The organism is Mycobacterium sp. E3247 (assembly GCF_001667785.1).
Lineage (GTDB): Bacteria > Actinomycetota > Actinomycetes > Mycobacteriales > Mycobacteriaceae > Mycobacterium.
On the sequence record NZ_LZJG01000517.1, the window covers coordinates 14,140 to 40,741 of the forward strand.

16 protein-coding genes are annotated in these 26,602 nt (G+C 68.9%); 10 read left to right on the top strand and 6 right to left on the bottom strand.

Annotation, left to right across the window (positions count from 1 at the left end):
• Positions 1-79: 79 nt before the first annotated feature.
• A complete protein-coding gene (locus A9X04_RS26080; protein WP_082975259.1) occupies positions 80-4,021 on the top strand; it encodes a bifunctional diguanylate cyclase/phosphodiesterase in 3,942 nt (1,313 codons plus the stop codon).
• 4 nt (positions 4,022-4,025) lie between these two features.
• On the opposite strand, the gene A9X04_RS26085 is transcribed toward A9X04_RS26080, so the two are convergent.
• From A9X04_RS26085 to A9X04_RS26095, 3 genes are read right to left on the bottom strand one after another with little or no spacing between them, the layout of a single operon-like run.
• Positions 4,026-5,057, bottom strand: a complete 1,032-nt coding sequence (locus A9X04_RS26085; RefSeq protein ID WP_067927072.1) for an LLM class flavin-dependent oxidoreductase — start codon at positions 5,055-5,057, stop codon at positions 4,026-4,028.
• A gap of 57 nt (positions 5,058-5,114) precedes the next feature.
• Positions 5,115-6,245, bottom strand: a complete 1,131-nt coding sequence (locus A9X04_RS26090; protein WP_067927075.1) for an FAD-binding protein — start codon at positions 6,243-6,245, stop codon at positions 5,115-5,117.
• Complete coding sequence (locus tag A9X04_RS26095) at positions 6,242-7,069, bottom strand: uracil-DNA glycosylase (protein WP_067927077.1); 828 nt, start codon at positions 7,067-7,069, stop codon at positions 6,242-6,244. Before A9X04_RS26095 ends, A9X04_RS26090 begins: the two co-directional genes overlap by 4 nt.
• A gap of 82 nt (positions 7,070-7,151) precedes the next feature.
• Between A9X04_RS26095 and A9X04_RS26100 the strand changes: the two genes are divergently transcribed.
• The 4 genes from A9X04_RS26100 to A9X04_RS26115 all read left to right on the top strand — a co-directional run bounded on the left by A9X04_RS26100 (position 7,152) and on the right by A9X04_RS26115 (position 11,714).
• Positions 7,152-8,399 carry an MFS transporter gene (locus tag A9X04_RS26100; RefSeq protein WP_067927080.1) on the top strand — a complete coding sequence of 416 codons (1,248 nt, stop codon included), beginning with the start codon at positions 7,152-7,154 and terminating at the stop codon, positions 8,397-8,399.
• A gap of 11 nt (positions 8,400-8,410) precedes the next feature.
• A complete protein-coding gene (locus A9X04_RS26105; RefSeq protein WP_067927084.1) occupies positions 8,411-9,778 on the top strand; it encodes an FAD-binding oxidoreductase in 1,368 nt (455 codons plus the stop codon).
• A gap of 116 nt (positions 9,779-9,894) precedes the next feature.
• Entirely contained in the window at positions 9,895-11,136 is a 1,242-nt protein-coding gene (locus A9X04_RS26110; RefSeq protein WP_197509409.1) for a cytochrome P450, read from the top strand.
• A complete protein-coding gene (locus A9X04_RS26115; protein ID WP_067927088.1) occupies positions 11,136-11,714 on the top strand; it encodes a TetR/AcrR family transcriptional regulator in 579 nt (192 codons plus the stop codon). Before A9X04_RS26110 ends, A9X04_RS26115 begins: the two co-directional genes overlap by 1 nt.
• A gap of 13 nt (positions 11,715-11,727) precedes the next feature.
• Here A9X04_RS26115 and A9X04_RS26120 read toward each other — a convergent pair whose 3' ends face one another.
• Positions 11,728-12,867, bottom strand: coding sequence for an acyltransferase (locus tag A9X04_RS26120; RefSeq protein ID WP_067927089.1), 1,140 nt, complete (start codon positions 12,865-12,867; stop codon positions 11,728-11,730).
• Positions 12,864-14,564, bottom strand: coding sequence for a DEAD/DEAH box helicase (locus A9X04_RS26125; protein WP_067927090.1), 1,701 nt, complete (start codon positions 14,562-14,564; stop codon positions 12,864-12,866). Before A9X04_RS26125 ends, A9X04_RS26120 begins: the two co-directional genes overlap by 4 nt.
• Before the next feature lie 119 nt (positions 14,565-14,683).
• Between A9X04_RS26125 and A9X04_RS26130 the strand changes: the two genes are divergently transcribed.
• Complete coding sequence (locus tag A9X04_RS26130) at positions 14,684-15,283, top strand: LppP/LprE family lipoprotein (protein WP_067927091.1); 600 nt, start codon at positions 14,684-14,686, stop codon at positions 15,281-15,283.
• Positions 15,284-15,327: 44 nt separating this feature from the next.
• Complete coding sequence (locus tag A9X04_RS26135; RefSeq protein ID WP_067927094.1) at positions 15,328-18,747, top strand: TM0106 family RecB-like putative nuclease; 3,420 nt, start codon at positions 15,328-15,330, stop codon at positions 18,745-18,747.
• A 9-nt stretch (positions 18,748-18,756) separates the two neighbouring features.
• On the opposite strand, the gene A9X04_RS26140 is transcribed toward A9X04_RS26135, so the two are convergent.
• Positions 18,757-20,724, bottom strand: a complete 1,968-nt coding sequence (locus A9X04_RS26140) for an MFS transporter (protein WP_067927097.1) — start codon at positions 20,722-20,724, stop codon at positions 18,757-18,759.
• 223 nt (positions 20,725-20,947) lie between these two features.
• Here A9X04_RS26140 and A9X04_RS26145 point away from each other — a divergent pair, with 223 nt between their 5' ends.
• The 3 genes from A9X04_RS26145 to A9X04_RS26155 all read left to right on the top strand — a co-directional run bounded on the left by A9X04_RS26145 (position 20,948) and on the right by A9X04_RS26155 (position 26,561).
• Positions 20,948-21,727 (top strand): hypothetical protein, encoded by a 780-nt coding sequence (locus A9X04_RS26145; RefSeq protein WP_197509411.1) that lies wholly within the window; start codon positions 20,948-20,950, stop codon positions 21,725-21,727.
• 188 nt (positions 21,728-21,915) lie between these two features.
• Positions 21,916-25,650: a multifunctional oxoglutarate decarboxylase/oxoglutarate dehydrogenase thiamine pyrophosphate-binding subunit/dihydrolipoyllysine-residue succinyltransferase subunit gene (locus A9X04_RS26150; protein ID WP_067927110.1), complete on the top strand. Its 3,735-nt coding sequence runs from the start codon at positions 21,916-21,918 to the stop codon at positions 25,648-25,650.
• An 83-nt stretch (positions 25,651-25,733) separates the two neighbouring features.
• The gene (locus tag A9X04_RS26155; protein WP_067927115.1) at positions 25,734-26,561 is read left to right on the top strand and encodes an SDR family oxidoreductase; all 828 of its coding nucleotides are present in this window, start codon (positions 25,734-25,736) and stop codon (positions 26,559-26,561) included.
• Positions 26,562-26,602: the final 41 nt, after the last annotated feature.

Sequence of the window (26,602 nt, forward strand, 5' to 3'; positions counted from 1 at the left end):
TGGGGAGGTTTATTCTCCACTAGCGCACGGTGAACTCTTGGACTGCTCACCGCAGGGCGCGGGATGAGCTGGAGTGGGTATGAAGCCGTGGGCGGGAAATCCTTGGCGGCGATTCCGGCTGCCCCCGCGCCTGGGTCGGCTCGTCCTCGGTGTCTACGGTTCGGCGGCCGCGCTGGTGGTCGCGTCTTCGATCGCGAACTGGAGGGGCGTCTACGCGACGCGGCCGGTCGACGAAATCGCTCTCGCGGCGTGCCTGCTGTTCGGGGCGGGGTGCGCGGGCTACGCGGCCTTGTCCGCAGACGGTCGGCACCGGGCCGGGTGGCTGGCGATGGTGACGGCCCTGTTGGGCTGGGCGGCCGGCGAGGTCATCTGGGCCGTGTACGACGTGCGCCCGGAGCTGGCCCACGCCACGCATCCGGCCGCCGCCGAGATCGTGCTGTTGCTCTGGCCGTTCGGCGCCTTCACGTCGTTGGTGCTGTTGTCGCGCTTCTCCCGGCACAGCCCGCGGCGACTGGTGCTGGACGGCCTGATCGTGGCGACGTCGCTGTTCGTGGTGTCGTGGGTCTTCGTCCTCGAGAAACAACTGCGCGAGGACAGCGGCTCCCGGGCGACGACGATCCCCGAAGTCTTCAACGACGTCCTCCTGCTGACGACCTCGATCCTGATGCTGTCCCGGGTCCGTCGCGGCGACCCGCCGAGCCGCAACCTGCTGGCCGGGGGCGTGACGGCGATCAGCGTCGCGGACATCGCGATGGTGTTCAAGAGCGGGATCGGCAGCTATCAGGTGAGCGATCTCGTGGATCTGGGCAGAGTAGCCGGCCTGGGCATGATCGCGCTCGCCGCGCTGTCCAGCGTCCACGAGGTGCCGGTGCCGGGGTCGCGTGACGACGAAATACGGTCACGCACCCGGCTGTGGTTGCCGTACCTGCCACTGCTGGTGGCCGCCGCGGTCGGGCTGACCCGCGCGGTCAGGTTGATGGCGCACGGACCTTTGCTGATGGCGCTGGGGATCCTGGTTGCGGCGGTGCTCATCCGGCAGTTCGTCATGCTGATGGAGAACCAGAGGCTGCTGTCCGAGGTGGCGCGGGAAGCGTTCCGCGACAGTCTGACGGGACTGGCCAACAGGGCGTATTTCCTTGATCGGCTGGAACAGGCCGTCGCCCGGCGGAATTGCGACATCGCACCCATCGGGGTGTTGTGTCTCGACCTCGACAACTTCAAATCGGTCAACGACGCCCTGGGCCACCCCGCCGGTGACGAACTGCTGGTCCGGGTCGCCGGGCGACTCACCGCCACGTTGGGCGACAAGTGCGTCACCGCTCGCCTCGGTGGTGACGAATTTGCCGTCCTCCTCGAGGGCCCCATCGAAGAGTCGCATGTGGCAGCGCATCGAGTCCTCGAGGCGTTCAACACCCCGATCCTGGTCGACGGAGTTCCCATACCGGTCCGGCCGAGTGTCGGCTTCACGGTCGCGACCGCCGCGTCGGAATGCACCGTCGAGCAGCTCCTCCGGCACGCCGACCTGGCCATGTACACCGCCAAACGCGAAGGCGGCCAATGCGTTCGGAGCTTTGTGCCCGATCTGCCGCTCTCCTATTCCTTCCCGGCAATCGCGCCCGCCGAGCCGGCCATCACGCTGGCCGAGCCGGCAATCGCGGCGCCGGTCGTCGCGACGAGCACGACGCAGATGCGCAGGCGCGCCGCCGACGGGGACGTGTCACGACCCGCACGGCCGCAGGACGGGGTCGACGGCGTTCGGTGGCCCCCGACGCCGATCCGGATCGCCTTGGCGGGCTTGATCATCGGCGTGGTCTCCTTCACGGTGACCAGCGTCGTCGCACCGAATGCCGGCCACAGCGTCTTCTTCGCCAAATCCCTGTATTCAGCGTTGAACCTGCTGGCGGCCGGGCTGATCGCCGTTCGCGCGTACCGCCTCAAAGCCGACCGGCTTGCGTGGTCTCTGATCGCGGCGGGCATGGCGCTCTCGGCGCTCGGTGATGTCGTGTACGCGTTGTGGGTGCCGAACGCGCACTCGCCGTCGGTTGCCGATCCCGAATACCTGGCGTTCTACCCGTTCGTCTATGCGGGGATAGTGCTGCTGATGCGATCCCGCCTCAAGCGGGTGCCGATGCCGGTGCGCCTCGATTCCCTGGTGTGCGCGCTGGCCGTGGCCGCACTGGCAGCGGCGCTGCGGGACGGGCCCATGCATGCGGCCGCGCACCGGACACCCGCGACAGTGTTGGTAGGCCTGATCTATCCGTGGGGCGACCTGGTGCTGCTGGCCCTGGCCGTCGGCATGCTGCCAATCCTCGGCTGGCGCAGCGAGTTTCGCTGGGCGTTCCTTGTCGTCGGGCTAATCGGTTTCGCGGTCGCGGACACCGCGTACCTCTTCCAGACGTCGGCGGGCTCGTACCGGGTAGGCACCACGCTGGACGCGCTCTGGCCGGCCTCATCGCTGCTGGTGGCGCTGGCCAGCTGGGCGCGGGGGTCGTCGGCGGCACCGGTGACGCGGCGCGGACTCGACGCCTACGCCGTTCCGGTGACGTGCACCGTCGTGGCACTCGGTGTCGCCATCCTGGGGCACGATTCGCGGCTCGCATCCACGCTCGCCGCGCTGAGTCTGGTGGCGGTCGCCGCCCGATTCTCGGTGACGTTCCGGGATGTCAGCCTGCTGGCCGAAAGCCACAAACAGGCCATGACCGACGAATTGACCACACTGCCCAATCGGCGGTCGCTGGCAACGGCGCTGACCGCGCTGTCGGCGTCCGACTTGCCGGCGAGAACGTCGTCGCGTCGCGCGCTGCTCTTGCTGAATCTGCCCCAGCTGCGGGAGATCAACCATTCGGTCGGTCGCCACTTCGGCGATGAGTTGTTGTGGCGGGTCGCAAACCGGCTCGCGCACAACATGCGTCGCGACGACCTGCTCGCCCGCGTGAGCGACGAAGAATTCGCCATTCTGCTGGGCGAGGGATCGGACCTCGCCGCCGCACGGGCCCAGGCGGGCCGGTTACTCGAGGCCATCAGCATCCCGTTCGAACTGGACGCGATCAGTGTGCAGGTCGACGCCTGCGTCGCCATCGCGTTGTACCCCGATCATTGCGATCACCCGCAGGAGCTGTTGAATCGCGCCGAGGCGGCAATCGCGTACGCCAAGTCCGCCCTCAGCAGGATCGCGGTGTACGAGTCGGGCTTCGAGGTGGATCGCGACCACGACCCCAACCTCATCCGGGAGCTGCGCGCCGCGCTGATCGATGGCGACGAGCTGACGGTGCACTACCAGCCGAAGGTCAACGCCAGCGACGGAAGCGTGCACAGCGTCGAGGCCCTGCTGCGCTGGCAGCACCCCGCGCGCGGGTTGCTGTTGCCCGAAGAGTTCCTCCCGGCCGCCGAACGCGCCGGGTTGATGCGCACGTTGGCCAATCGCACCATCAACCTCACCCTCGAACAGGTCCGGTTCTGGCGCGATCAGGGCATCGCGCTGACGGTCGCGGTGAACCTGTCGACGACGAACCTGCTCGATCTGGACCTCGCGGTCACCATCGAACGGCTGCTGCGGACCCACGGACTACCCCCGGACGCGCTGATCATCGAGATCACCGAGAGCGCCCTGGTCGACTCGGAGCGCTCCCGCAACACCGTCGCCGCCCTGCAGCTTCTCGGCGTTCGTATCTCGCTGGACGACTACGGCACCGGATGGTCGTCGCTGGCCCGTCTGCAGGATGTCTCGGTCGACGAGCTGAAATTGGACAGGAGATTCGTGGCGCGGCTGGCGCAGGATCCCCGATCGGTGGCCATCGTGCAGTCCACCGTGGACTTGGCGCAGAACCTGGGCGCCGACCTCGTCGCCGAGGGGGTGGAAGACGAGGCCACGCTGAGCGCGCTGCGGCGTTACGGCTGCACCATCACCCAGGGGTTCGTGCACAGCCCGCCGTTACCGGCGGACGAACTGCGGCGCTGGATCACCGGCCGCAGTGCGGTCGCCGGCCCCGTCGATTCGCAGCGATCGGGTGTGACGGACTGACCGCCTAGAACAATTCCTTGGCGAGCAGTTCCAGGGTCGCCACCCGCGCCGGCGCGGTGGCCGGCCGGGTGCAGCGGCGAGCCGAGGCCACCGGGTTGACCATCACCTCGTCGACGCCGAACCGTTGGGCGAGTGCCCGTAACTGGTCGGCGGCCTCGGCGGGCGTGCCCAGGACCGCGCGTCGCAACCCGCTCTCCACGATCTGCTGCTGCTGCGGCGTCAGCTCCGCGCCCTGCGCCTCCTCGACGAGCGGCACCGGCCCCAGGGGCTGTCCGGTGCGCAGCTTCGCCATCATCTGCAGATTGGGCAGCATCAACGCCGTTGCCTCGTCGCGGGTTTCGGCCACCGCCGCGTTCACCGTCAGGAACGTCACAGGCTCGGCGGCCACGGCGCTGGGCTTGAACCGGGAGCGGTAGAGCTCGAGCGCCTCCTCGGTCCCCTGCCCCGAGAAGTGGTGCGCGAACACGTAGGGCAACCCCTTGGCGGCGGCCAAGTGCGCCGAGTACATGGACGAGCCCAGCAGCCACAGGCGGGGTTCACCGGCGGCCGCCGGGGTGGCCTTGAGCCGATAGTTCCCCGAGCGCAGCGGCACCACCACGCCGCGCGCGCTCATCAGCGCCGCCACGTCGTCGAGGTATTCCGGAAAGTTCTCGATGTCTTCTTCGCCGCGGCCGCCGCGCAGCGCGTAGGCGGTCACCGGGTCCGACCCGGGCGCCCGCCCGATGCCCAGGTCGATGCGGCCAGGGGCGGCGGCTTCCAGCAGCGCGAACTGCTCGGCCACCGCCAGCGGCGCGTGGTTGGGCAGCATCACGCCGCCGGACCCGAGACGCAGCTGCGAGGTTTGCGCGGCCAGGTAGGCGATCAGGACCGGCGGGCTGGTGGCCCCGACGGAGGGCATGTTGTGATGCTCGGCGACCCAGTAGCGCGTGTAACCCAGCCGATCCGCGGCCTGGGCCAGTTGCACGGTTGCCGCCAGCGCATCGGCGGTCGTCTGATCCGTGCGGACCGGGACGAGATCAAGGACGGAAAGACGCACGTTCGCGTCAACGCCTTTCGGCGTGCGAACGTTCCCTCGGGCGCGCCTCCCCCAGGCTCAGTAGTCCTTCAGCGTGATCGAGCTGACGATCCGGTCGAAGACCTCCTGCGGTATCGGAGCCCCGCCGGGGATGTTGTCAACGACGAGCCATTGGTTGCGCTTGACGTAGTCGTTGAACTCTTTGTGGTAGTTGGCGAAACCGAGCTCGTAGTCGACCGTCCCGTCGTGAGAGGCCGCGGCGAGCTCCCCGGCCAGGATGTAGGCGCCCAGCAGGGCCACACTGGTCCCCTGGCCCGACAGCGGCGAGCAGCAGTATGCGGCGTCGCCGACCAGCGCGACCCGGCCCTTCGACCAGCGGTCCATCTTGATCTGCGACATTTCGTCGAAGTAGAAATCCGGTGCGCTGCGCATGTATTCCAGCAGCTGCGGACGCACCCACCCGTCGCCGGCCATCCGCCGTTCCAGCTCGGCGAACTGCGCCTGGGTGTCGCGGTAGTCGATCCGCAGGTCGGCGTCCATGAAACCGAGCATGGCCCGGGCCTCGGTGTTGTTGCGGGCGCTGTAGACCCCGGCCATGCTGGCGTCCCCGTAATGCCAGGTCTGCCAGTAGTCCAGGTCGAGGAAATTGGGCACGGTGAAGATCGCCGCATGCGTGCCCAGCCGCTCGATGAATTGCTCCTCGGGGCCGAACACCAACCGGCGCACGTTGGAGTGCAATCCGTCCGCGCCGATCACCAAGTCGAAGCTGCGCGCGGCTGCGCGTTCGAAGGTCACGTGGACGGCCGTACCGTCGTCGTCCAACCCGGTGATGGTGTCGTCGAAGATGTATTCCGCCGTCCATTGGCTTGCGCCGTACAGCAATTCGACCAGGTCGTCGCGCAGCAACTCGACGTCGGGGCTGTCGACGGGCCCACCCGTGGGCGTCGACTCGGTGTCGCGGGACAGCTCGTTGCCGTCGCTGTCGACGACGGAGGCGCCGCGGATTTGCGTCTTCCGCTTCTGGGCGGCGGCCAGCAGGCCCATGCGCTCCAGCACGTCCAGCGCCGGCCCGCGCACGTCGATCGCCTGGCCGCCCGGCCGCGGCCCGGGATGGCGCTCCACCACGGTGACCGAATAGCCATGGCGGCCAAGCCAATAAGCGGTCGTCGCACCGGCCACGCTAGCGCCAGAAATCAGAACGTCGGTCACTTAATCCCTGCCAGCCTTTTCGCGTCGCGAAAAACGTCGTCGAGCATTGCTGGTGTCAACCTACCGGTAAACATGTTTTGCTGACTGGGGTGGTAACAGCCGAGTAATCGCACGCCAGGCGCGAATTGCGCCACGACCCCGTGGCCGAACCGCGGCTTGCGCATCGCGGACGCGCCGGGCAGCCGCAGCGCGATTTGCCAGGCGAATCCGCCCAGAGCCACGATCGTGCGCACATGCTCGGCGACCAGCCGCCATTCGGCCTCCAGCCAGGGCCAGCAGGTGTCGCGCTCCGCCGGTGTCGGCGCGTTGGCCGGGGGCGCACACCGCACCGGTGCGGCGATCCGAACGCCGTTGGCCCGCAACCCGTCCGCCGCATCCACGCTGGTCGGCTGGTTCACCAGCCCGGCCCGGTGCAGCGCGGCATAGAGCTGGTCGCCGGACCGGTCCCCGGTGAACATGCGGCCCGTCCGGTTGGCGCCGTGCGCGGCGGGCGCCAACCCGACGATCAACAACCAGGGCCGTTCCGACCCCCAGCCCGGCACCGGGCGGCCCCAGTACGGCTGGTCGGCGAAGGCCCGCCGTTTCAGGACGGCCACGTCCTCGCGCCAGTCGACCAGCCGCGGGCAGGCGCGGCAGACACTGATCAGGGCGTCGAGTTCGGGGATCGACGCGGCGCGGGGCGCCAGCGCGGCGACCTGTGCGGCGTCGGCGGCGACCTCCGTCTCCGGGGTCGCCGGGTCGCCCGGCCATCCGGTGCCGGGGACCACGGGAGAATCGAACGCCTGGCCGGTACGAGGGTGGACGAGCACATGAACATCCTGCAGTCAACCGGTAGGCGACGGCCGAACGCCCCGAATAATCGGTGGTACCGCCGCGGGTCAGCCGTTAAGTTCTCACCGAATACCCATGAGCCATACGAGCCGCGGCCCGGCGTTTCTGATCCTGTTCGCCACACTGCTGGCGACGGCCGGCACCGGCATCTCGATAGTCGCGTTCCCGTGGCTGGCGTTGCAGCACCGCGACAGCGCCAAGGACGCGTCGATCGTGGCGGCCGCGATGACGCTGCCCCTCGTGTTGTCCACCCTGGTGGCCGGGACCGCGGTGGATTTCTTCGGGCGCCGCCGGATATCGCTCGTCTCCGATGCGCTGTCGGGCGCGGCGGTGAGCGTCATCCCCCTGACCGCGTGGGCGCTCGGGGCAGGCGCGATCAACGTCGCCGAGCTTGCCGTGGCGGCCTTCTGCGCGGCGGCTTTCGACCCGGCCGGGGCGACGGCGCGCCAGTCGATGCTGCCTGAGGCGGCCGCCCGCGCGGGCTGGTCGCTGGACCGCACCAACAGCGTCTACGAGGCCATTCTCAACCTGGCGTACATCGTGGGGCCCGGCATCGGCGGTTTGATGATCGCCACGGTCGGCGGCATCAACACGATGTGGGTCACGGCCGGTTGCTTCGGGTTGTCCTTCCTGGCGATCGGCGCGCTGCGGCTCGAGGGTGCCGGCAAGCCGCACCACGCGACCCGACCCGACGGGTTGATGTCCGGCATCGTCGAAGGGCTGCGGTTCGTCTGGAATCTGCGGGTGCTGCGGACGCTCGGCCTGATCGACCTGGTTGTGACCGCCCTCTACCTGCCGATGGAAAGCGTGCTGTTCCCCAAGTACTTCACCGACCGGCACCAGCCCGCCCAGCTGGGTTGGGCGCTGATGGCGCTCGGGGTGGGCGGCGTCGCGGGCGCGCTGGGCTACGCGGTGCTGTCGAAACGCACCCGCCGGCGGACGGCGGTGCTGACGGCGACGCTCACCTTCGGCGCCGCGACGGTCGGCATCGCCTTCCTGCCGCCGCTGCCTGTGATCCTCGTACTGTGCGGGGTGACGGGGCTGGTCTACGGGCCGATCCAGCCGATCTATAACTACGTCATGCAGACCCGGGCTCCGCACCATCTGCGCGGCCGGGTGGTCGGGGTGATGACGGGGTTGATGTACGCCGCGGGCCCGTTGGGCTTGCTGGTGGCCGGGCCCCTGGCCGACGCCGCAGGGCTCAAGGCCACCTTCCTGGCGTTGGCGGTGCCGATCCTGTTGATCGGGCTGGTCGCCTTGAGGCTGCCGTCGCTGCGGGAAGTGGACCGCGCGCCGGAGTTCGCCGGGGATGGCGGGCCCTAGGATCGAAGGCTGTGAGCAGTGATGTCCTGGCCGAGCTGATCTCCGGCCTGCCCGACGGGATGGTCGTGACCGACCCGGCCGTCACCGAGGGCTACCGCCAGGACCGCGCCTTCGACCCGTCGGCCGGCAAACCGTTGGCGGTGGTGCGCCCGCGGTGCACCGAGGACGTACAGACCGTGCTGCGCTGGGCCACCCGCCACCGGGTGCCGGTGGTGACCCGCGGAGCCGGTAGCGGGCTGTCCGGCGGGGCGACGGCGCTGGACAACGGCATCGTCCTGTCGACGGAGAGGATGCGCGACATCGCCGTCGACCCGGTGACGCGCACGGCGGTGTGTCAGCCCGGCCTGTTCAACGCCGAGGTCAAGAAGGCCGTCGCCGAGTACGGCCTGTGGTATCCCCCGGACCCGTCGTCGTTCGAGATCTGCAGCATCGGCGGCAACATCGCCACCAACGCCGGCGGCCTGTGTTGCGTGAAATACGGCGTGACCACCGACTACGTGCTGGGCATGCAGGTGGTGTTGGCCGACGGTACCGCGGTCCGGCTCGGCGGTCCGCGGTTGAAGGATGTGGCCGGGCTGTCGCTGACCAAGCTTTTCGTCGGCAGCGAGGGCACGCTGGGGGTCGTCACCGAGGTCACGCTGCGCCTGGTTCCCAAGCAGAACGCGTCCGGCATCGTGGTGGCCTCGTTCGCGTCGGTGGAGGCGGCCGTGGACGCGGTGCTCGGGGTTGTTGGGTGCCTGCGCCCGTCGATGCTGGAGTTCATGGATTCGGTGGCCATCAACGCCGTCGAGGACACCTTGCGCATGGACCTGGACCGAGGGGCGGCCGCCATGCTGGTGGCCGGCTCCGACGAAAGGGGACGAGCGGGCTCCGAGGACGCCGAGATCATGGCCGCGGTGTTCGCCGAAAACGGTGCGACGGAAGTGTTTTCGACCGACGATCCCGACGAAGGCGAGGCCTTCGTCGCCGCCCGCCGGTTCTGCATCCCCGCGGTCGAGGCGAAGGGATCGCTCTTGCTCGAAGACGTCGGGGTCCCGCTCCCTGCACTGGGCCGGTTGGTCACCGGCATCGCGCGCATCGCCGCCGAGCGTGACCTGACGATCTCGGTGATCGCCCACGCCGGCGACGGCAACACCCACCCGTTGATCGTGTACGACCCCGCGGACGCCGCCATGACCGAGCGGGCCCACCTCGCCTTCGGCGAGATCATGGACCTGGCCGTCGGGCTCGGCGGCACGATCACCGGTGAGCACGGCGTGGGCCGGTTGAAGCGGCCGTGGCTGGCGGGCTACCTCGGCCCCGAGGTGATGGACCTCAACCGGCGGATCAAGCAGGCCCTGGACCCGCAGGGGATTCTGAACCCGGGCGCGGGGATCTAGGTAGCGCTGCTCGAGCGCCCGGCTGGCCGGGCGCGTGATGTCGACCGCCCGGCTGGCCGGGGCGCCCGGCGGTAGGCCACGTTGACATTCTGAGCTGATTGTCGTACCAATGAGACATGGCTGTGGTTATGTCTCATAACGCGCCGGTCACGTTCGAGCTGGCGACCGCCGACACCTGGCCGGATCCCTGGCCGATGTACCGGGCGCTTCGCGACCACGATCCGGTGCACCACGTCGTCCCGGCCAGACGGCCCGAGCACGACTACTACGTGCTGTCCCGGCACGCCGACGTGTGGGCCGCCGCGCGCGACCACGAGACGTTCTCCTCCGCGCAGGGACTGACGGTCAACTACGGTGACCTGGAAATGATCGGGCTGCAGGACAATCCGCCGATGGTGATGCAGGATCCGCCGGTGCACACCGAGTTTCGGAAACTGGTGTCGCGCGGCTTCACGCCACGACAGGTGGAGGCGGTGGAGCCCAAGGTGCGCGAATTCGTCGTCGAGCGCATCGAGAGGCTGCGCGCCGCCGGCGGCGGCGACATCGTCACCGAGCTGTTCAAACCGCTGCCGTCGATGGTGGTCGCGCACTACCTCGGTGTCCCCGAAGCGGATCGAGCGCAATTCGACCGGTGGACGGATGTGATCGTCGCGGCCAACACCGCCGAAGGCGGCGTCGCCGGCGCACTGGAAACGGTTGGCGACGCGGTCGGGTCGATGATGGCCTACTTCACCGGTTTGATCGAGCGCCGCCGAACCGAGCCCGGCGACGACACCATCTCCCATTTGGTGGCCGCCGGCGTGGGCGCCGGCGGCGATATCGCCGGCACCCTCTCGGTGCTGGCATTCACGTTCACCATGGTCACCGGCGGCAACGACACCACCACTGGAATGCTCGGTGGCTCAATGCCTTTGCTGCATCAGCGTCCCGACCAGCGGCGGCTTCTGGTCGACGATCCGGGGTTGATCCCCGATGCCGTCGAGGAATTGCTCAGGCTGACCTCGCCGGTGCAGGGACTGGCGCGCACCACCACCCGTGACGTGACTCTTCACGGCACGACCATCCCGGCCGGGCGGAAGGTGTTCCTGCTGTACGGATCGGCCAACCGGGACGAGCGCCAATACGGGCCGGAAGCAGGTGAACTCGACGTCACCCGCTGCCCGCGCAACATCCTGACCTTCAGCCACGGCGCCCACCATTGCCTCGGCGCGGCGGCGGCGCGCATGCAATCCCGTGTCGCTCTGACCGAATTACTGGCCCGCTGCCCCGATTTCGAGGTCGATGAGTCTGCGATCGTCTGGTCGGGCGGCAGTTACGTGCGCCGCCCGCTGTCGGTACCGATCCGGGTGAAGTCCTGATGCCGAACGACTGGCTGGGCACGCAGCGCACCGAAGCGGCCGCGGACCGGATCCTCGACGCCGCTGAGCGGCTCTACACCGAGCGCGACCACGCTTCGATCGGCATGAACGAAATCGCCAGGGCCGCAGGATGTTCGCGCGCGACGCTGTACCGGTACTTCGAGAACCGCGAGGCGTTGCGGACCGCCTACGTGCACCGCGAAACCCGCAGGCTCAGCCGCGCGATCAAGGAGCAGATCGGCGGCATCGACGATCCGCAGGAACGACTCGTCGCGAGCATCACCGCCACGCTGCAGATGGTTCGCGGCAGCCGCGCGTTGGCGTCGTGGTTCGCCATCACCCGGCCGCCGATCGGCGTCGAGGTGGCCGGGCAGTCCGAGGTGATCACCGCCCTGGCCGCCGCGTTCATCGGCTCCCTCGGGCCGGAAGACCCCGCCGTCGTGGAGCGCCGGGCGCGCTGGATGGTGCGAGTGATCAGTTCGCTGCTGCAGTTCCCGGGCCGAGACGACGCCGACGAGCGGGCGATGATCGAAGAGTTCGTCGTGCCGATCGTGACGCCGGTTTCCGCCCGGGGCTAGGCGCCCGGGCGGCTCAGGTTCGCACGCGCGTGAAGCGGTGCAGCAGCCAGGCCAGCGGAATCGTCAGCACCATCGTCGCGAGGAACAGGTACAGCATCGAGCCGGTGTAGACGTGGGCGCGAACGATGTAGACCATGGCGAATTCCATGGTGATCAGGTGGATCAGGAAGATCTCGTAGGAGATCTCCCCCAGCCACACCATCGGCCGGGTCGCCAGCAGCCGCCAGTACCAGCCCTGGTCCCCCAGGGCCAGCGGCGCCACCGCGAGCGCGGCGATCACGGCATAGAAGCAGGTCTTGAACAGCGCCTCGCTCAGCGTCGCCGGCGAGGTGGTGGGCGCGCCGGCGATGGGCGTGGAGACGATGAAATAGCAGACGATCGCCAGCGGTATGGCCACGAAGGCGTAACCGCGCACGCCCATCGCCTGCAGGACGGCCAGCAACATCCCGGCGAGGAACCAGGCCAGGTAGGTGGGCAGCCACAGCCGCGCGCCGTCGGGAAACCAGTGATCGGTGTGCACCAGGATCAGCCAGGCCGGGCTGACCAAGGTCAAGCCGGCAAGCGCACCCAGCAGGACTCTCGGCTGCCAGCGCCGTCGGCAGACGAGCACCAAGAGCACGTAGGCCAGCAGCGGGAGCAGCACGTAGAACGACGCTTCCACCGCGAGGCTCCACATCTGCGTCAGCCCCTGATGCAGGTACTTGCCCAGGTACCCGTTGCAGTAGATCTGCGTCAGCGTCAGGTTGCGCACCAGGCCGAGCCACGTGTGTCCGGGGTTGGGTCCCGCTTCGCGGAAGTGGTACAGCACGTAGGCGAACAGCACGGTGATCACGTAGGCCGGCATGATGCGTCGAACCCGGTGCCACGCATAGCGACTCAGCGACGGCGGCGGCGCGCCGGTGGCGGCCGATTTGAGCCACGGACGGAACAGCAGGAAGCCGGACAGCACGAAGAAGATCGGCACGCCGATCTCCATGCGAGAGCCGACCAGGCCCCAATAGCCGTGGGTGTACTTGCCGGTGGTGTAGGCCGCGTGCGTGCCGACAACGAGGAGGGCGGCGACGGCGCGTATTCCGGTCAGCGACGCGACCCGGTCGACGTGGGCGGTCTGCTCGAGTCCGCCCTGGGCGTCTTGTTCTTCGGACAGGGTCATCCGGTGTGTTTCCTGCGCGGCTTCCCGCCGTCCCGGCCGCGCGGCTTGGTGGCCGACCGATCCGGCTGAAGATTGATCAGCACCCCCGAAATGCGGGTGCGTTCAAGCCTTTTCAGCGTCGACGGGGACAGCTTGGCCGGCAGCTCCACCAGCGAGAAGTCCGGGCCGATGGCGATGTGCCCGAAATCGCTGCGATGCAGCCCACCCTCGTTGGCGATGGCGCCGACGATCGCGCCCGGGCCGACCTTGTGCCGTTTACCCACCGCGATGCGGTAAGTGGTGAACGACCTTGTCTGCCTTGGTCTTTCGGGACGCTCGCGTTGTTCGGTATGCCGCTCACGGCGTTCACGCGGCGGCTCGGGCGACATCAGGAACTCTTCGCCGTCACGGGACTGTAGCGCCAGCGCCGCGGCGATGTCGGCCAACGGGACATCGTGCTCGCGCTCGTAGTCCTCGACCAGCTTGCGGAACAGGTCGATCCCCGGACGGCCCAGCGCGGCGGTGATGGAATCGGCGAACTTCGCCACCCGCTGGGCGTTGACGTCCTCGATGGTGGGCAGTTCGGCCTCGGTGAGCGTTTGCCGCGTCGCCTTCTCGATCGCCTTGAGCAGGTGGCGCTCCCGCGGAGAAACGAACAACAGGGCGGTCCCCGAACGCCCGGCCCGGCCGGTGCGTCCGATGCGATGCACGTAGGACTCGGTGTCGTGCGGAATGTCGTAGTTGAGCACATGCGATATGCGCTCCACGTCGAGCCCCCGCGCGGCCACGTCGGTGGCGACCAGGATGTCGATGCCGCCGTCCTTCAGCGCGGCGACGGTCCGCTCGCGCTGGCCCTGCGGGATGTCGCCGTTGATGGCCGCCGCGGAAAAGCCTCGGGCCCTGAGCTTCTCCGCGACCTCCTCGGTGGCCTGCTTGGTGCGTACGAAGACGATCATCGCCTCGAACGGCTCCACCTCGAGGACGCGGGTCAGCGCGTCCATCTTGCGCGGGCCGGCGACCTGGATGTATCGCTGCGAAATGTTCTCGGCCGTGGCGGTTTTGGCTTTGGTGGTGACCTCGAGCGGATCGTGCAGGTACTTGGTGGTGAGCTTGCGGATCGCGGGCGGCATGGTCGCCGAGAACAGGGCGACCTGCTTGTACTCGGGGGTGTCGGCCAGGATGCGTTCGACGTCCTCGGCGAAGCCCATGGTGAGCATCTCGTCCGCCTCGTCGAGCACCAGGTAGTCCACCCGCGACAGGTCCAGCGTCCCGCGCTCGAGATGGTCGATGACCCGGCCGGGCGTGCCCACGACCACCTGCGCGCCGCGTCGCAGGCCCGCCAGCTGCACGCTGTACGACGAGCCGCCGTAGATCGGCAGCACATTGACCTTCGGCAGATGGGCCCCGTAGCGGCTGAACGCCTCGGCCACCTGCAGGGCCAGCTCGCGGGTGGGCGCCAGCACCAGCGCCTGGGTCGCGGTGCTGGTGACGTCGATCTTGGACAGGATGGGGATGGCGAACGCCGCCGTCTTGCCCGTGCCGGTCTGCGCCAGCCCGACGACGTCCGAGCCCGCCATCAGCGCCGGGATGGTCGCGGCCTGGATGCCCGTGGGCGACTCGTAACCCACGTCGGCGATCGCCCGCAGGACCGAAGGGTTGATCTGCAGGTCGGCAAATGTGGGAGAGGCAGCCTCGGGCGAGCTGTCCGGAGTGGTCATCGCCCATGGAGTCTAGTGGTGATCGCGAGCTCAGCGGACATGAGCGCTGCGGGTCCGTGATCATGAGCACAGCCGTGCCCGGCCATGCCTGTCACACCTGTGCGCGCGATGACGGTACGGTGCCCGATGTGTGGTCGCCACCCCGCCGTACCGGGCCACTGACCGGCTCGGCCGCCGTCGCGTTGATCGCCATGACGTTGGCCGGCTGTGGTTCGGGGGACTCCACGGTCGCGAAGACGCCGCAGGCCACGACGACCACCGAGACCCCGTCCATCACCGCCCCGGCCCAGCCCTCGGGCGCCGCCGCGCCGCCCGGCAGCAATGCCGCGCCGGCCGACCCGTGCGCGGTCAACCTCGCCTCGCCCACCATCGCGAAGGTCGTCTCCGAGCTGCCACGCGACCCGCGCAGCCAGCAAGGCTGGAACCCGGAGCCGCTGGCCGGCAACTACAACCAGTGCGCCCAGTTGTCGGCGGTGATCATCAAGGCCAACACCAACGCCGTCAACCCCACCACCCGGGCGGTGCTGTTCCACCTCGGGCAGTTCATCCCGCAAGGGGTCCCCGACACCTACGGGTTCAACGGCGTCGACGCGGCGCAGACCACCGGTGACACGGTGGCGCTGACCTACCCCAGCGGCATCAACGGGTTGAACACCGATGTGCGGTTCCACTGGAACGGCAACGGTGTGGAGCTGATCGGTAACGCCCCGGGCCGCTAGCCGGAACCGCCTTTCCGTCGGTCCCCTCCCCTACAGTTGCTGCTGTGTTCGTCACCGGCGACAGCATCGTGTACAGCGCGTCGGATCTGGCCGCCGCCGCCCGGTGCGAGTACGCGCTGCTGCGCGATTTCGACGCGAAGCTGGGCTGGGGACCCGCCGCCCCGGCCGAGGATGACCTGCTCGCGCGGACCGCGGCCCTCGGAAACGACCACGAGCGACGCGAACTGGACCGGCTGCGGGGCGAGTTCGGGAGCGGGGTCGCGGTCATCGGCCGCCCGGCCTACACGCCCGCCGGCTTCGCGGCGGCCAGCGAAGCGACCCGGCGCGCCATCGTGGGCGGCGCCCCGGTGGTGTATCAGGCGGCCGTGTTCGACGGCCGCTTCGTCGGCTTCGCCGACTTCCTGGTGCGAGACGGCGACCAATACCGGGTCATCGACACCAAGCTGGCCCGTTCGGCCAACGTCACCGCCCTGTTGCAGCTCGCCGCCTATGCCGATGCGCTGGCAGCCTCGGGGGTCCCGGTGGCGCCCGAGGCCGAACTGCACCTGGGCGACGGGACGGCCGCCCGCTACCGCGTCCGCGACCTCGTCCCCGTCTACCGCGCCCAGCGCGCCCGACTGCAACGGCTCCTCGATGAACACCACGCCGGTGGCACCCCGGTCCGCTGGGACGACGAGGGCGTGGCCGCCTGTTTCCGTTGCGCGTTGTGCACCGAGCAGCTGCGCGCCTGCGACGACCTGCTGTTGGTCGCCGGCATGCGAGTGGGCCAGCGCGACAAGCTGATCGACGCCGGAATCACCACGGTGCCCGGCCTGGCCCGGCACGCCGGCCCCGTGCCGGACCTCGCCCCCGCCGCGGTCCGCAAGCTGACCGCCCAGGCCGGACTTCAAGTCCGCCAACGAGAAACCGGCACGCCGCTTTACGAGATCGTCGACCCCCAACCCCTGACGCTGCTGCCCGAACCGGACCCCGGCGACCTGTTCTTCGACTTCGAGGGCGACCCGCTGTGGACCCTCGACGGCAAGGAGTGGGGTCTGGAATACCTATTCGGGGTCCTGGAAGCCGGGCCCGCCGGCACGTTTCGCCCGCTGTGGGCGCACAACCGGGCGGATGAACGCAAGGCCCTCGGCGATTTTCTGGCCCTGGTGGCCAAGCGTCGCAAGCGCAGGCCGAACATGCACGTCTACCACTACGCGCCGTATGAGAAGACCGCGTTGCTGCGACTCGCCGGGCGCTACGGAGTCGGCGAGGATCAGGTCGACGAACTGCTGCGCAGCGGGACGCTCGTCGACCTCTACCCCCTGGTGCGCAAGAGCGTTCGCGTGGGTGCGGAGTCGTTCAGCCTGAAGGCGCTCGAACCGCTCTACATGGGCGCGCAGCTGCGGGCCGGCGATGTCACCACCGCCACCGGTTCGATCACCTCCTACGCCCGCTACTGCGAACTGCGGGCCGACGGCCGCGGCGACGAAGCCGCCTCCGTGCTCAAGGAGATCGAGGAGTACAACCACTACGACTGCCGCTCGACCCAGGAACTGCGCAACTGGTTGATGTTGCGCGCCTACGAATCCGGCGTCCTGCCGGTCGGCGCCCAGCCTGTGCGGGACGGCAACAGAGTCGAGGACCGTGACCAGCTGGCGGTGACCCTGTCGAGGTTCACCGGCGACGCCGCCGTCGGTCAACGCACGCCGAAGCAGACGGCCGTAGCGTTGCTGGCCGCCGCGCGCGGCTACCACCGGCGCGAGGACAAACCGTTCTGGTGGGCCCACTTCGACCGCCTCAACTTCCCCGTCGAGGAGTGGGCGGACGACACCGACGTCTTCGTCGCCGAGCACGCGTCGGTCAGCGTGGACTGGAACATCCCGCCCCGGGCGCGCAAGCCGCAGCGACGGGTGCGGCTGCGGGGCGCGCTGGCGCGCGGCGAGTTGATGACCGACGTCTTCGCACTCTACGACCCCCCGACCCCGCCCGGCCTGTCCGACGATCCCGACCGGCGAGCGGCCGGACGCGCCACGGTGATCGAGGCCGACGATCCGGCGCTGCCCACCGAGGTGACCATCGTTGAACGAGTGGGCAACGACGGCAAGCCATTCCACCACCTCCCCTTCGCCCTCACCCCCGGTCCGCCGATCCCGACGACCGCCCTGCGGGAGTCGATCGAGGCCACGGCCGCCGCCGTCGCGGCCGGCCTGCCGCAGTTGCCCCGGAGCGCGGCCGTGGACATCCTGCTGCGCCGCGCGCCCCGGACCCGAAGCGGCAGCGCGCTGCCGCGCGGCGTCGACACGGTCCGCGACATCACCGACGCGGTGCTGGACCTGGACTCCTCCTACCTGGCGGTGCATGGACCGCCGGGCACCGGCAAGACGCACACCGCCGCCCGCGTCGTCCATCGGCTCGCCACCCACCACGGCTGGCGCATCGGCGTGGTCGCGCAGTCGCACGCCACGGTGGAGAACCTGCTCGACTGCGTCATCGACGCCGGGCTGGACCCGGCGCGGGTCGCGAAGAAACGCAACGGCCACAGCGCACCGCGCTGGCGGGAGGTCGACGGCAGCGGGTACGCCGAGTTCATTCAATCTTGGGGGCCCGGCACCGCGGGCTGCGTCGTGGGCGGCACGGCCTGGGATTTCGCCAACGCCAACCGGATAGCGCCCGGCAGCCTCGACCTCCTGGTGATCGACGAGGCGGGCCAGTTCTGCCTGGCAAACACCATCGCGGTCGCGCCTGCGGCCGCCAACCTGGTGCTACTCGGCGACCCTCAGCAGCTGCCGCAGGTCAGCCAGGGAACCCATCCCGACCCGGTTGATACCTCGGCACTCGACTGGCTGGTCGACGGTCAGCGCACCCTGCCCGACGAACGCGGCTACTTCCTGGACCGCTCGTACCGCATGCATCCGGCGGTCTGCGCCGCGGTGTCGGCGCTGTCCTACGAGGGCAGGTTGCATTCCCACGAGTGCACCGGTGACCGACGGCTTGCCGGCTACCCGCCCGGCGTCCAGACGCTCACCGTCGCACACCACGGCAACTCGACGGAGAGCCCTCAGGAGGCCGACGCGATCACCGCCGAGATCGACCGGATGCTCGGGGCGCCGTGGACCGACGAGCACGGCACCCGCCCGCTGACCGCCGCCGACGTGCTGGTGCTGGCGCCCTACAACGCCCAGGTGGGACTGCTGCGCCGACGGCTGGCCTCGGCCGGGCTCGGCGGGATCCGGGTGGGGACGGTCGACAAGTTCCAGGGTGGGCAGGCGCCGGTCGTGTTCATGTCGATGACGGCATCTTCCGCGGAACTGGTACCGCGCGGTATCTCGTTCCTGCTCAACAGGAATCGCCTCAACGTCGCCATCAGCCGGGCCCAATACGCGGCGGTCATCGTCCGCTCGGGGTCGTTGACCGAATACCTGCCCACCACCCCGGCGGGCCTGACCGACCTGGGCGCGTTTCTGGCGCTGACCGAACCGACGTGATGGCCCCGGTTAGTTGCCGGACGAGTGGCGGCCGTAACCGGTGGGGTCGTCGTCGGGATCGCGGCGGTGACGCCGGCCTCGCACCGCGCCGTTCTGCTGGCGTTGCGCCGGCGGCGCGAGCCGGTCGCGCGGCGCGGTGATGGGACGGACGCGCTGGCCGGTGTCGACATGAGAGCCGTTGTGCGCGAACCCGATAGGGCCACCGTGCGGAGTCGGTTCGTCCCGCGGGCCGGTCCCCACGTCGACGCGCGCCGGGCGCGGGTGGGCGACCCGATCGATTGGCGGCTCGCGGCTTTCACGCGCGTACGCCGCGCGCGGGGCGGACACCGGCTCGGGTTCGCGCACAAGGATGCATTCGACGTACGCGTCGTCGTCGTAGTCGTCGTCGTAGTCGTCGTCATAGTCGTCGAACACGTCACCCGCCTCGGCCGGGGCGCCGGCCGTGGCCGACGGTGCGAACCCGATCAAGAACAGCGCGGCCACGATCCCGAACAGCGCGATGAACGCGGGCAGCAACACCGATTGCGCCATGGCGGCCGCGAACGGGTCCCGCAGGAATTCGGGCAATTGCAGGCTGGCGGCCGCCTCACCGCCGACACCTTCCGACGGCTGCGCGGGCATCTCGGCGCCGATCCGTGCCGTCATGAACGCGGCCATGCCGGCGCTGCCGAGCACGGCGCCGAGCTGGCGGACGGAGTTGTAGACGGCCGAGCCCGCACCGGCCAGGCGCGGCGGCAGGTTGCGCGTCCCGGTGGCGGTCAGCGGCGACCACACGAACGCCATCCCGACGCCCGTCGCGAAGAACGGCAACAGCAGCCGCCAGATGGGCGTCCCCGGCGACATCTCGAAGCTGAGCCAGGTCAGCGCGATCGCCAGCACCGAAAACCCGAAGCCGAGGACCGGCCGCGGATGGTATTTGTCGACCATCCTGCCGACGAACGGCGCGAACACACCGTTGGCGATCGCCATCGGCGCGATCAGCAGAGCCGAACGCGTCGGCGACAGCCCGCACACGGCCTGCGCGTAGAACGTCAGCGGCAGCATCATCCCCGTCGCGGCGAACGAGACGATGGCCACCCCGGCGTTGCACAGGCCGAAGTCAAGGTCACGGAAGATCGCCAGCGGAATCAGCGGCTCGTCGGTGTTCATCGACTGCCAGAACACGAATACCGTCATGAACCCGATGCCGGCGACGATCATCGCCCAGATCCAGGGCTCCCAGTGCGCGGCCTGGCCCTGCTGCAGCCCGAACACGATCAGGAACATGCCCGCCCCGGACAGCACGACGCCGACAACGTCGAATCGGTGTGACTGCGTGGGTAGCACCGGGACCAGCCAGTACGCCAGCGCGAGCCCCAGCACGCCGATCGGGACGTTGACGAAGAAGATCCACTGCCACCCCAGCCCGTCGACCAGCACGCCACCGGCCAGCGGGCCCACCAGGCTGGCCACGCCCGCGGTGGCGCCCCACAGGCTCACCGCGACACCGCGCCGCTCCGGCGGGAAGATCCGGGTGATGGTCGACAAGGTCTGCGGGGTGAGCACCCCGGCGCCCACACCCTGGACGACGCGGGCGGTGATCAGCATGGCGGCGCTGCCCGACAGCCCGCACCAGACCGAGGCGACGGTGAACACCACCAGGCCGATCAGGTAGAGGTTTTTCGGGCCGAACCGGTCACCCAGCCGCCCGGCCACCAGCAGCACGACCGCATAGCCCAGCAGGTAGGCGCTGGTCACCCAGACCACGGTGTCGTAGCCGATGTGCAGCCTGGTCATGATCGTCGGGTTCGCGATGGCGACGATGGTCGAGTCGACCATGATCATGAAGAAGCCGATCATCATCGCCCAGAGGGCGTTCCAGGGCTTCTCGGAATGCGGCGAGTTCCGGGTGAGCAAGTTCCACCGGTTGGTGAGGTGGGGCGGGTGGGGCGCCGCGCGCCGGCTGCCCCCGGACGACGGAGGCGTCGCCGTGGTCATCTACCCACCTCGTTTCCGCTCCCGACGATGCGTGCCCGCACGGCGCCGGTCTGATCGACCGGCCCGGACCGTCACGACATCCAGCCTGCATTATTGCCGCTGTCGAAATTGGGGGCGGGCACGGATCCGATCCCGGGTACACCAGGCGGAAGGTTTCGTGTTCGGTCGGTGTTCCGCGGCGGGCACGTTAGCCTGGTAGGACGCCATTTGCAGGAGAGGCAAGATGCGGGCCCGACGGAAGCGGTCTTCGAACCGGTTTTTCAGCATGTCGCATGCGGATGAGGAGCGGCCGCCCACCGACGGCCGGCCCAAGGTCTCCGCGCGGGCGTTGGCCCAGGTCATCGAGCGAAGCTCGCGGATTCAGGGTCCGGCGGCCGAGGCCTACGTGTCCCGACTGCGTAACGCGCACCCGAGCAGCAGCCCGGCCGACATCCTGGCCAAGCTGCAGAAGCGGTACGTGGGCATGGTGACGGCCAGCGGCATGGCGGTGGGCGCGGCGGCGACCATCCCCGGCATCGGCACCCTGAGCGCGCTGTCTGCCGCCGCCGCCGAGACGGTGACATTCCTGGAAGCCACCGCGTTCTTCGTCCTGGCGGTCGCGGTGGTGTATGACATCCCCGCCGACCACCGGGAACGACGCCGGGCCCTGGTGCTGTCCGTGCTGGTCGGCGACAACAGCAGGGACGCGGTCGCCCAGCTGTTCGGCCCGGCACGCACCAACGGCGGCTGGATCTCGGAGAGTGTGGCCGCCGTGCCGCTGTCATCGATGTCGCGGCTGAACTCGCGGCTGCTCAAATCGTGGGTGAAGCGGTACACGCTGCGACGCGGCGCCCTGATGTTCGGCAAGCTGCTGCCGGTGGGCATCGGGATCATCGTCGGGGCGGTCGGCAACTATTTCGCCGGCAAGAAGATCGTCGGCAACGCCAACCGGGCGTTCGGCACTCCCCCGGTGCGCTGGCCCCGCGCCCTGCACCTGGTGCCGCCGCTGCACGAAGCGGGCTGACGGCCGTCCCACCCACCCCCTTCAACCTGGCGAATTGCTGGCGAAAGGTTAGCCTTTATAGGGCGGAGAGGTTGAGCATCGACACTGGTGTGAGGTGCTCCACAATCCGGGGTCGACAAACGTACAGGCGTCACGCACTAGCTGCTTGAAGCGCTTGCAGGACAGAGGAATTGAGGCGAACGGCGGTCGTGAGCAACATAAGTTCACCATTCGGGCAAAACGAGTGGCTGGTCGAGGAGATGTACCGCAAGTTCCGCGATGATCCCTCGTCGGTCGATCCGAGCTGGCACGAGTTCCTGGTCGACTACAACCCCGAGCCGACCGGCGAATCGCCCTCGAGCAAAACGACCACCGGTGACGGCCAGGCCCAAGCAGCCCCGCAGGCGGCCCCGCAAACAAAGGCCGCGCCTTCCGCCGAGCCGTCTCCCCAGCCCTCGCCGCCCGCCAAGCCCGCCGCCGGGAACGGCGCCGCGACCCCCACGGCCGCGCCGGCGAAGCCGAAACCCCCGACTCCCCCGCCGGCCGAGGGCGACGAGCTGCAGACGCTGCGCGGCGCCGCGGCCGCGGTGGTCAAGAACATGTCCGCCTCGCTGGACGTACCGACCGCCACCAGCGTCCGCGCCATTCCGGCCAAGCTGCTCATCGACAACCGGATCGTCATCAACAACCAGCTCAAGCGCACCCGCGGCGGCAAGATCTCCTTCACCCACCTGCTGGGCTACGCGCTGGTGCAGGCGATCAAGCAGTTCCCCAACATGAATCGGCACTACGCCGAGATCGACGGCAAACCGACGGCGGTCACCCCGGCGCACACCAACCTGGGCCTGGCCATCGATCTGCAGGGCAAGGACGGCAAGCGTTCCCTGGTGGTGGCCGGCATCAAGGGCTGCGAGACCATGCGATTCGCGCAATTCGTCACCGCCTACGAGGACATCGTCCGCCGCGCCCGCGACGGCAAACTGACAGCCGAAGACTTTGCGGGCGTGACGATTTCGCTGACCAACCCCGGCACCATCGGCACCGTGCACTCGGTGCCGCGGCTGATGAACGGCCAGGGCGCGATCATCGGTGTCGGCGCCATGGAATACCCCGCCGAGTTCCAGGGCGCCAGCGAGGAACGCATCGCCGAACTGGGGATCGGCAAGCTGATCACGCTGACCTCCACCTACGACCACCGCATCATCCAGGGCGCCGAATCCGGCGACTTCCTGCGCACCATCCACGAGATGCTGTTGTCGGACGCGTTCTGGGACGACATCTTCCGCGAACTGGGCAACCCGTACCTGCCGATCCGCTGGAGCACCGACAACCCGGATTCGATCGTCGACAAGAACGCGCGGGTGATGGAGCTGATCGGGGCGTACCGCAACCGCGGCCACCTGATGGCGGATATCGACCCGCTGAGGTTGGACGGCAGCCGGTTCCGCAGCCACCCCGACCTGGAGATCCTCAACCACGGCCTGACGCTGTGGGACCTCGACCGGGTGTTCAAGGTCAACGGGTTCGCCGGCTGCGAGTACAAGAAGCTGCGCGACATCCTGGGCCTGCTGCGCGACGCGTACTGCCGCCACATCGGGGTGGAGTACACCCACATCCTGGACCCCGAACAACAAGAATGGCTACAGCAGCGCGTTGAGACCAAACACGTCAAGCCCACGGTGGCGGAGCAGAAGTTCATCCTGAGCAAGCTCAACGCCGCCGAGGCCTTCGAGACCTTCCTGCAGACCAAATATGTTGGACAGAAACGTTTTTCGCTGGAGGGTGCGGAAAGCGTGATCCCGATGATGGACGCGGCGATCGACCAGTGCGCCGAGCACGCCCTCGACGAGGTGGTGATCGGGATGCCGCACCGCGGGCGCCTCAACGTCTTGGCCAACATCGTCGGAAAGCCGTACTCGCAGATTTTCAGCGAGTTCGAGGGCAACCTCAACCCGTCGCAGGCCCACGGTTCCGGCGACGTCAAATACCACCTCGGCGCCACCGGCGTGTACCTGCAGATGTTCGGCGACAACGACATTGCGGTCTCGCTGACCGCCAACCCGTCGCACCTCGAAGCCGTGGACCCGGTGCTGGAGGGCCTGGTCCGGGCCAAGCAGGACCTGCTCAACCGGGGCGCACACGACGACGGTGACGAGAAGGCGTTCTCGGTGGTGCCGATGATGCTGCACGGTGACGCCGCCTTCGCCGGTCAGGGCGTGGTCGCCGAGACGCTGAACATGGCGAACCTGCCCGGCTACCGGGTCGGCGGCACCATCCACATCATCGTCAACAACCAGATCGGCTTCACCACCGCGCCGGAGTATTCGCGATCCAGCGAATACTGCACCGACGTCGCGAAGATGATCGGGGCGCCGATCTTCCACGTCAACGGCGACGACCCCGAGGCCTGCGTGTGGGTGGCGAAGCTGGCCGTGGACTTCCGGCAGAAGTTCAAGAAGGACGTCGTCATCGACATGCTGTGCTACCGCAGGCGCGGCCACAACGAGGGCGACGATCCGTCGATGACCAACCCCGCCATGTACGACGTCGTCGACATCAAGCGCGGGGTCCGCAAGAGCTACACCGAAGCCCTGATCGGCCGCGGCGACATCTCGCTGAAGGAGGCCGAGGACGCGCTGCGCGACTACCAGGGCCAGCTGGAGCGGGTGTTCAACGAGGTGCGTGACCTGGAGAAACACGGCGTGCAGCCCAGCGCGTCGGTCGAGGCCGACCAGATGCTGCCCGCGGGCCTGTCCACGGCGGTGGACAAGGCGTTGCTGTCCCGGATCGGGGACGCGTTCCTGGCCCTGCCGGAGGGCTTCAGCGCGCACCCCCGCGTGCAGCCGGTGCTGGAAAAGCGGCGGGAGATGGCCTACGAGGGCAAGATCGACTGGGCCTTCGGCGAACTGCTGGCGCTCGGTTCGCTGGTGGCCGAGGGCAAGCTGGTCCGGCTGTCGGGCCAGGACACCCGGCGCGGCACCTTCTCCCAGCGGCATTCGGTGATCATCGACCGCCACACCGGCGAGGAGTTCACCCCGCTGCAACTGCTGGCGACCAACCCGGACGGGACTCCCACCGGGGGCAAGTTCCTGGTCTACGACTCACCGCTGTCCGAGTACGCCGCCGTCGGCTTCGAATACGGCTACACCGTGGGCAACCCGGACGCCCTGGTGCTGTGGGAGGCGCAGTTCGGCGACTTCGTCAACGGCGCGCAGTCGATCATCGACGAGTTCATCAGCTCGGGCGAGGCCAAGTGGGGCCAGCTGTCCAACGTGGTGCTGCTGCTGCCGCACGGCCACGAGGGCCAGGGCCCCGACCACACCTCGGGCCGCATCGAACGCTTCCTGCAGCTGTGGGCGGAGGGCTCGATGACGATCGCGATGCCGTCGACGCCGTCCAACTATTTCCACCTGCTGCGCCGCCACGCGCTCGACGGTGTGCAACGGCCGCTGATCGTGTTCACACCCAAGTCGATGCTGCGCAACAAGGCCGCGGTCAGCGACGTCAGGGACTTCACCGAGATCAAGTTCCGCTCGGTGCTCGAAGAGCCGACCTACGAGGACGGCATCGGTGACCGCGGCAAGGTCAGGCGGATCCTGCTGACCAGCGGGAAAATCTACTACGAGCTGGTGGCGCGCAAGGCCAAGGACAACCGCGACGACGTCGCGATCGTGCGCATCGAGCAGCTCGCCCCGCTGCCGAAGCGCCGGCTCAGCGAGACGCTGGACCACTACCCGATCGCCGACGAGTTCTTCTGGGTGCAGGAGGAGCCGGCCAACCAGGGCGCGTGGCCGCGGTTCGGTCTCGAGCTGCCCGAGCTGCTGCCCGACAAGCTGACCGGGCTCAAGCGGATCTCGCGGCGGGCCATGTCGGCGCCGTCGTCGGGTTCGTCGAAGGTGCACGCGGTCGAGCAACAGGAGATCCTCGACACGGCGTTCCGCTGATTGCATAGCCCCACCCGCCGATAACGGGGACCGTCGGTACCGGCTAGCCTCGACGCAAACGGGGCCGATTGGGAAGGGTGCTCATGCAAGGGTTCGCCGGCAAGGTCGCCGTGGTCACTGGTGCGGGTTCGGGTATCGGGCAGGCGCTGGCGATAGAGCTGGGCCGCTCGGGCGCCAAGGTCGCGATCAGCGACGTCGATGTCGAGGGCCTGGCGGAAACCGAGGCCAAGTTGAAGGCGATCGGGGCCGAGGTCAAGGCGGACCGGCTCGACGTGACCGAGCGCGAGGCGTTTCTGGCCTACGCCGACGCCGTCCGCGACCACTTCGGCACGGTGAACCAGATCTACAACAACGCGGGCATCGCGTTCACCGGCGACGTCGAAGTCAGCCAGTTCAAAGACATCGAGCGGGTGATGGACGTCGATTTCTGGGGTGTGGTCAACGGCACCAAGGCGTTCCTGCCCCACCTGATCGCCTCCGGCGACGGTCATGTGATCAACGTCTCGAGCGTGTTCGGGTTGTTCTCGGTGCCCGGTCAGGCGGCCTACAACTCCGCCAAGTTCGCGGTCCGCGGCTTCACCGAGGCGCTGCGGCAGGAGATGGCGGCGGCCGGCCACCCGGTCGCGGTGACCACGGTGCACCCCGGCGGCATCAAGACGGCGATCGCCCGCAACGCCACGGCCGCCGAGGGGCTCGACCAGGCCGAGCTGGCCAGCCTGTTCGACAAGCGGTTGGCCAAGACCAGCCCGCACCGGGCCGCCCAGATCATCCTGGAGGCGGTGCGCAAGAAGAAGGCCCGGGTGCTGGTCGGCACGGACGCCAAGGTGCTGGACGCCCTGGTGCGGCTGACGGGCCCGGGATACCAGCAGCTGTTCGGGCCCGTGATGGGCCGGTTGATGCCCAAGCGGTGAGGGAAACCGTAGCGGGGATCGCCACTACCGGCTAGCCTGAC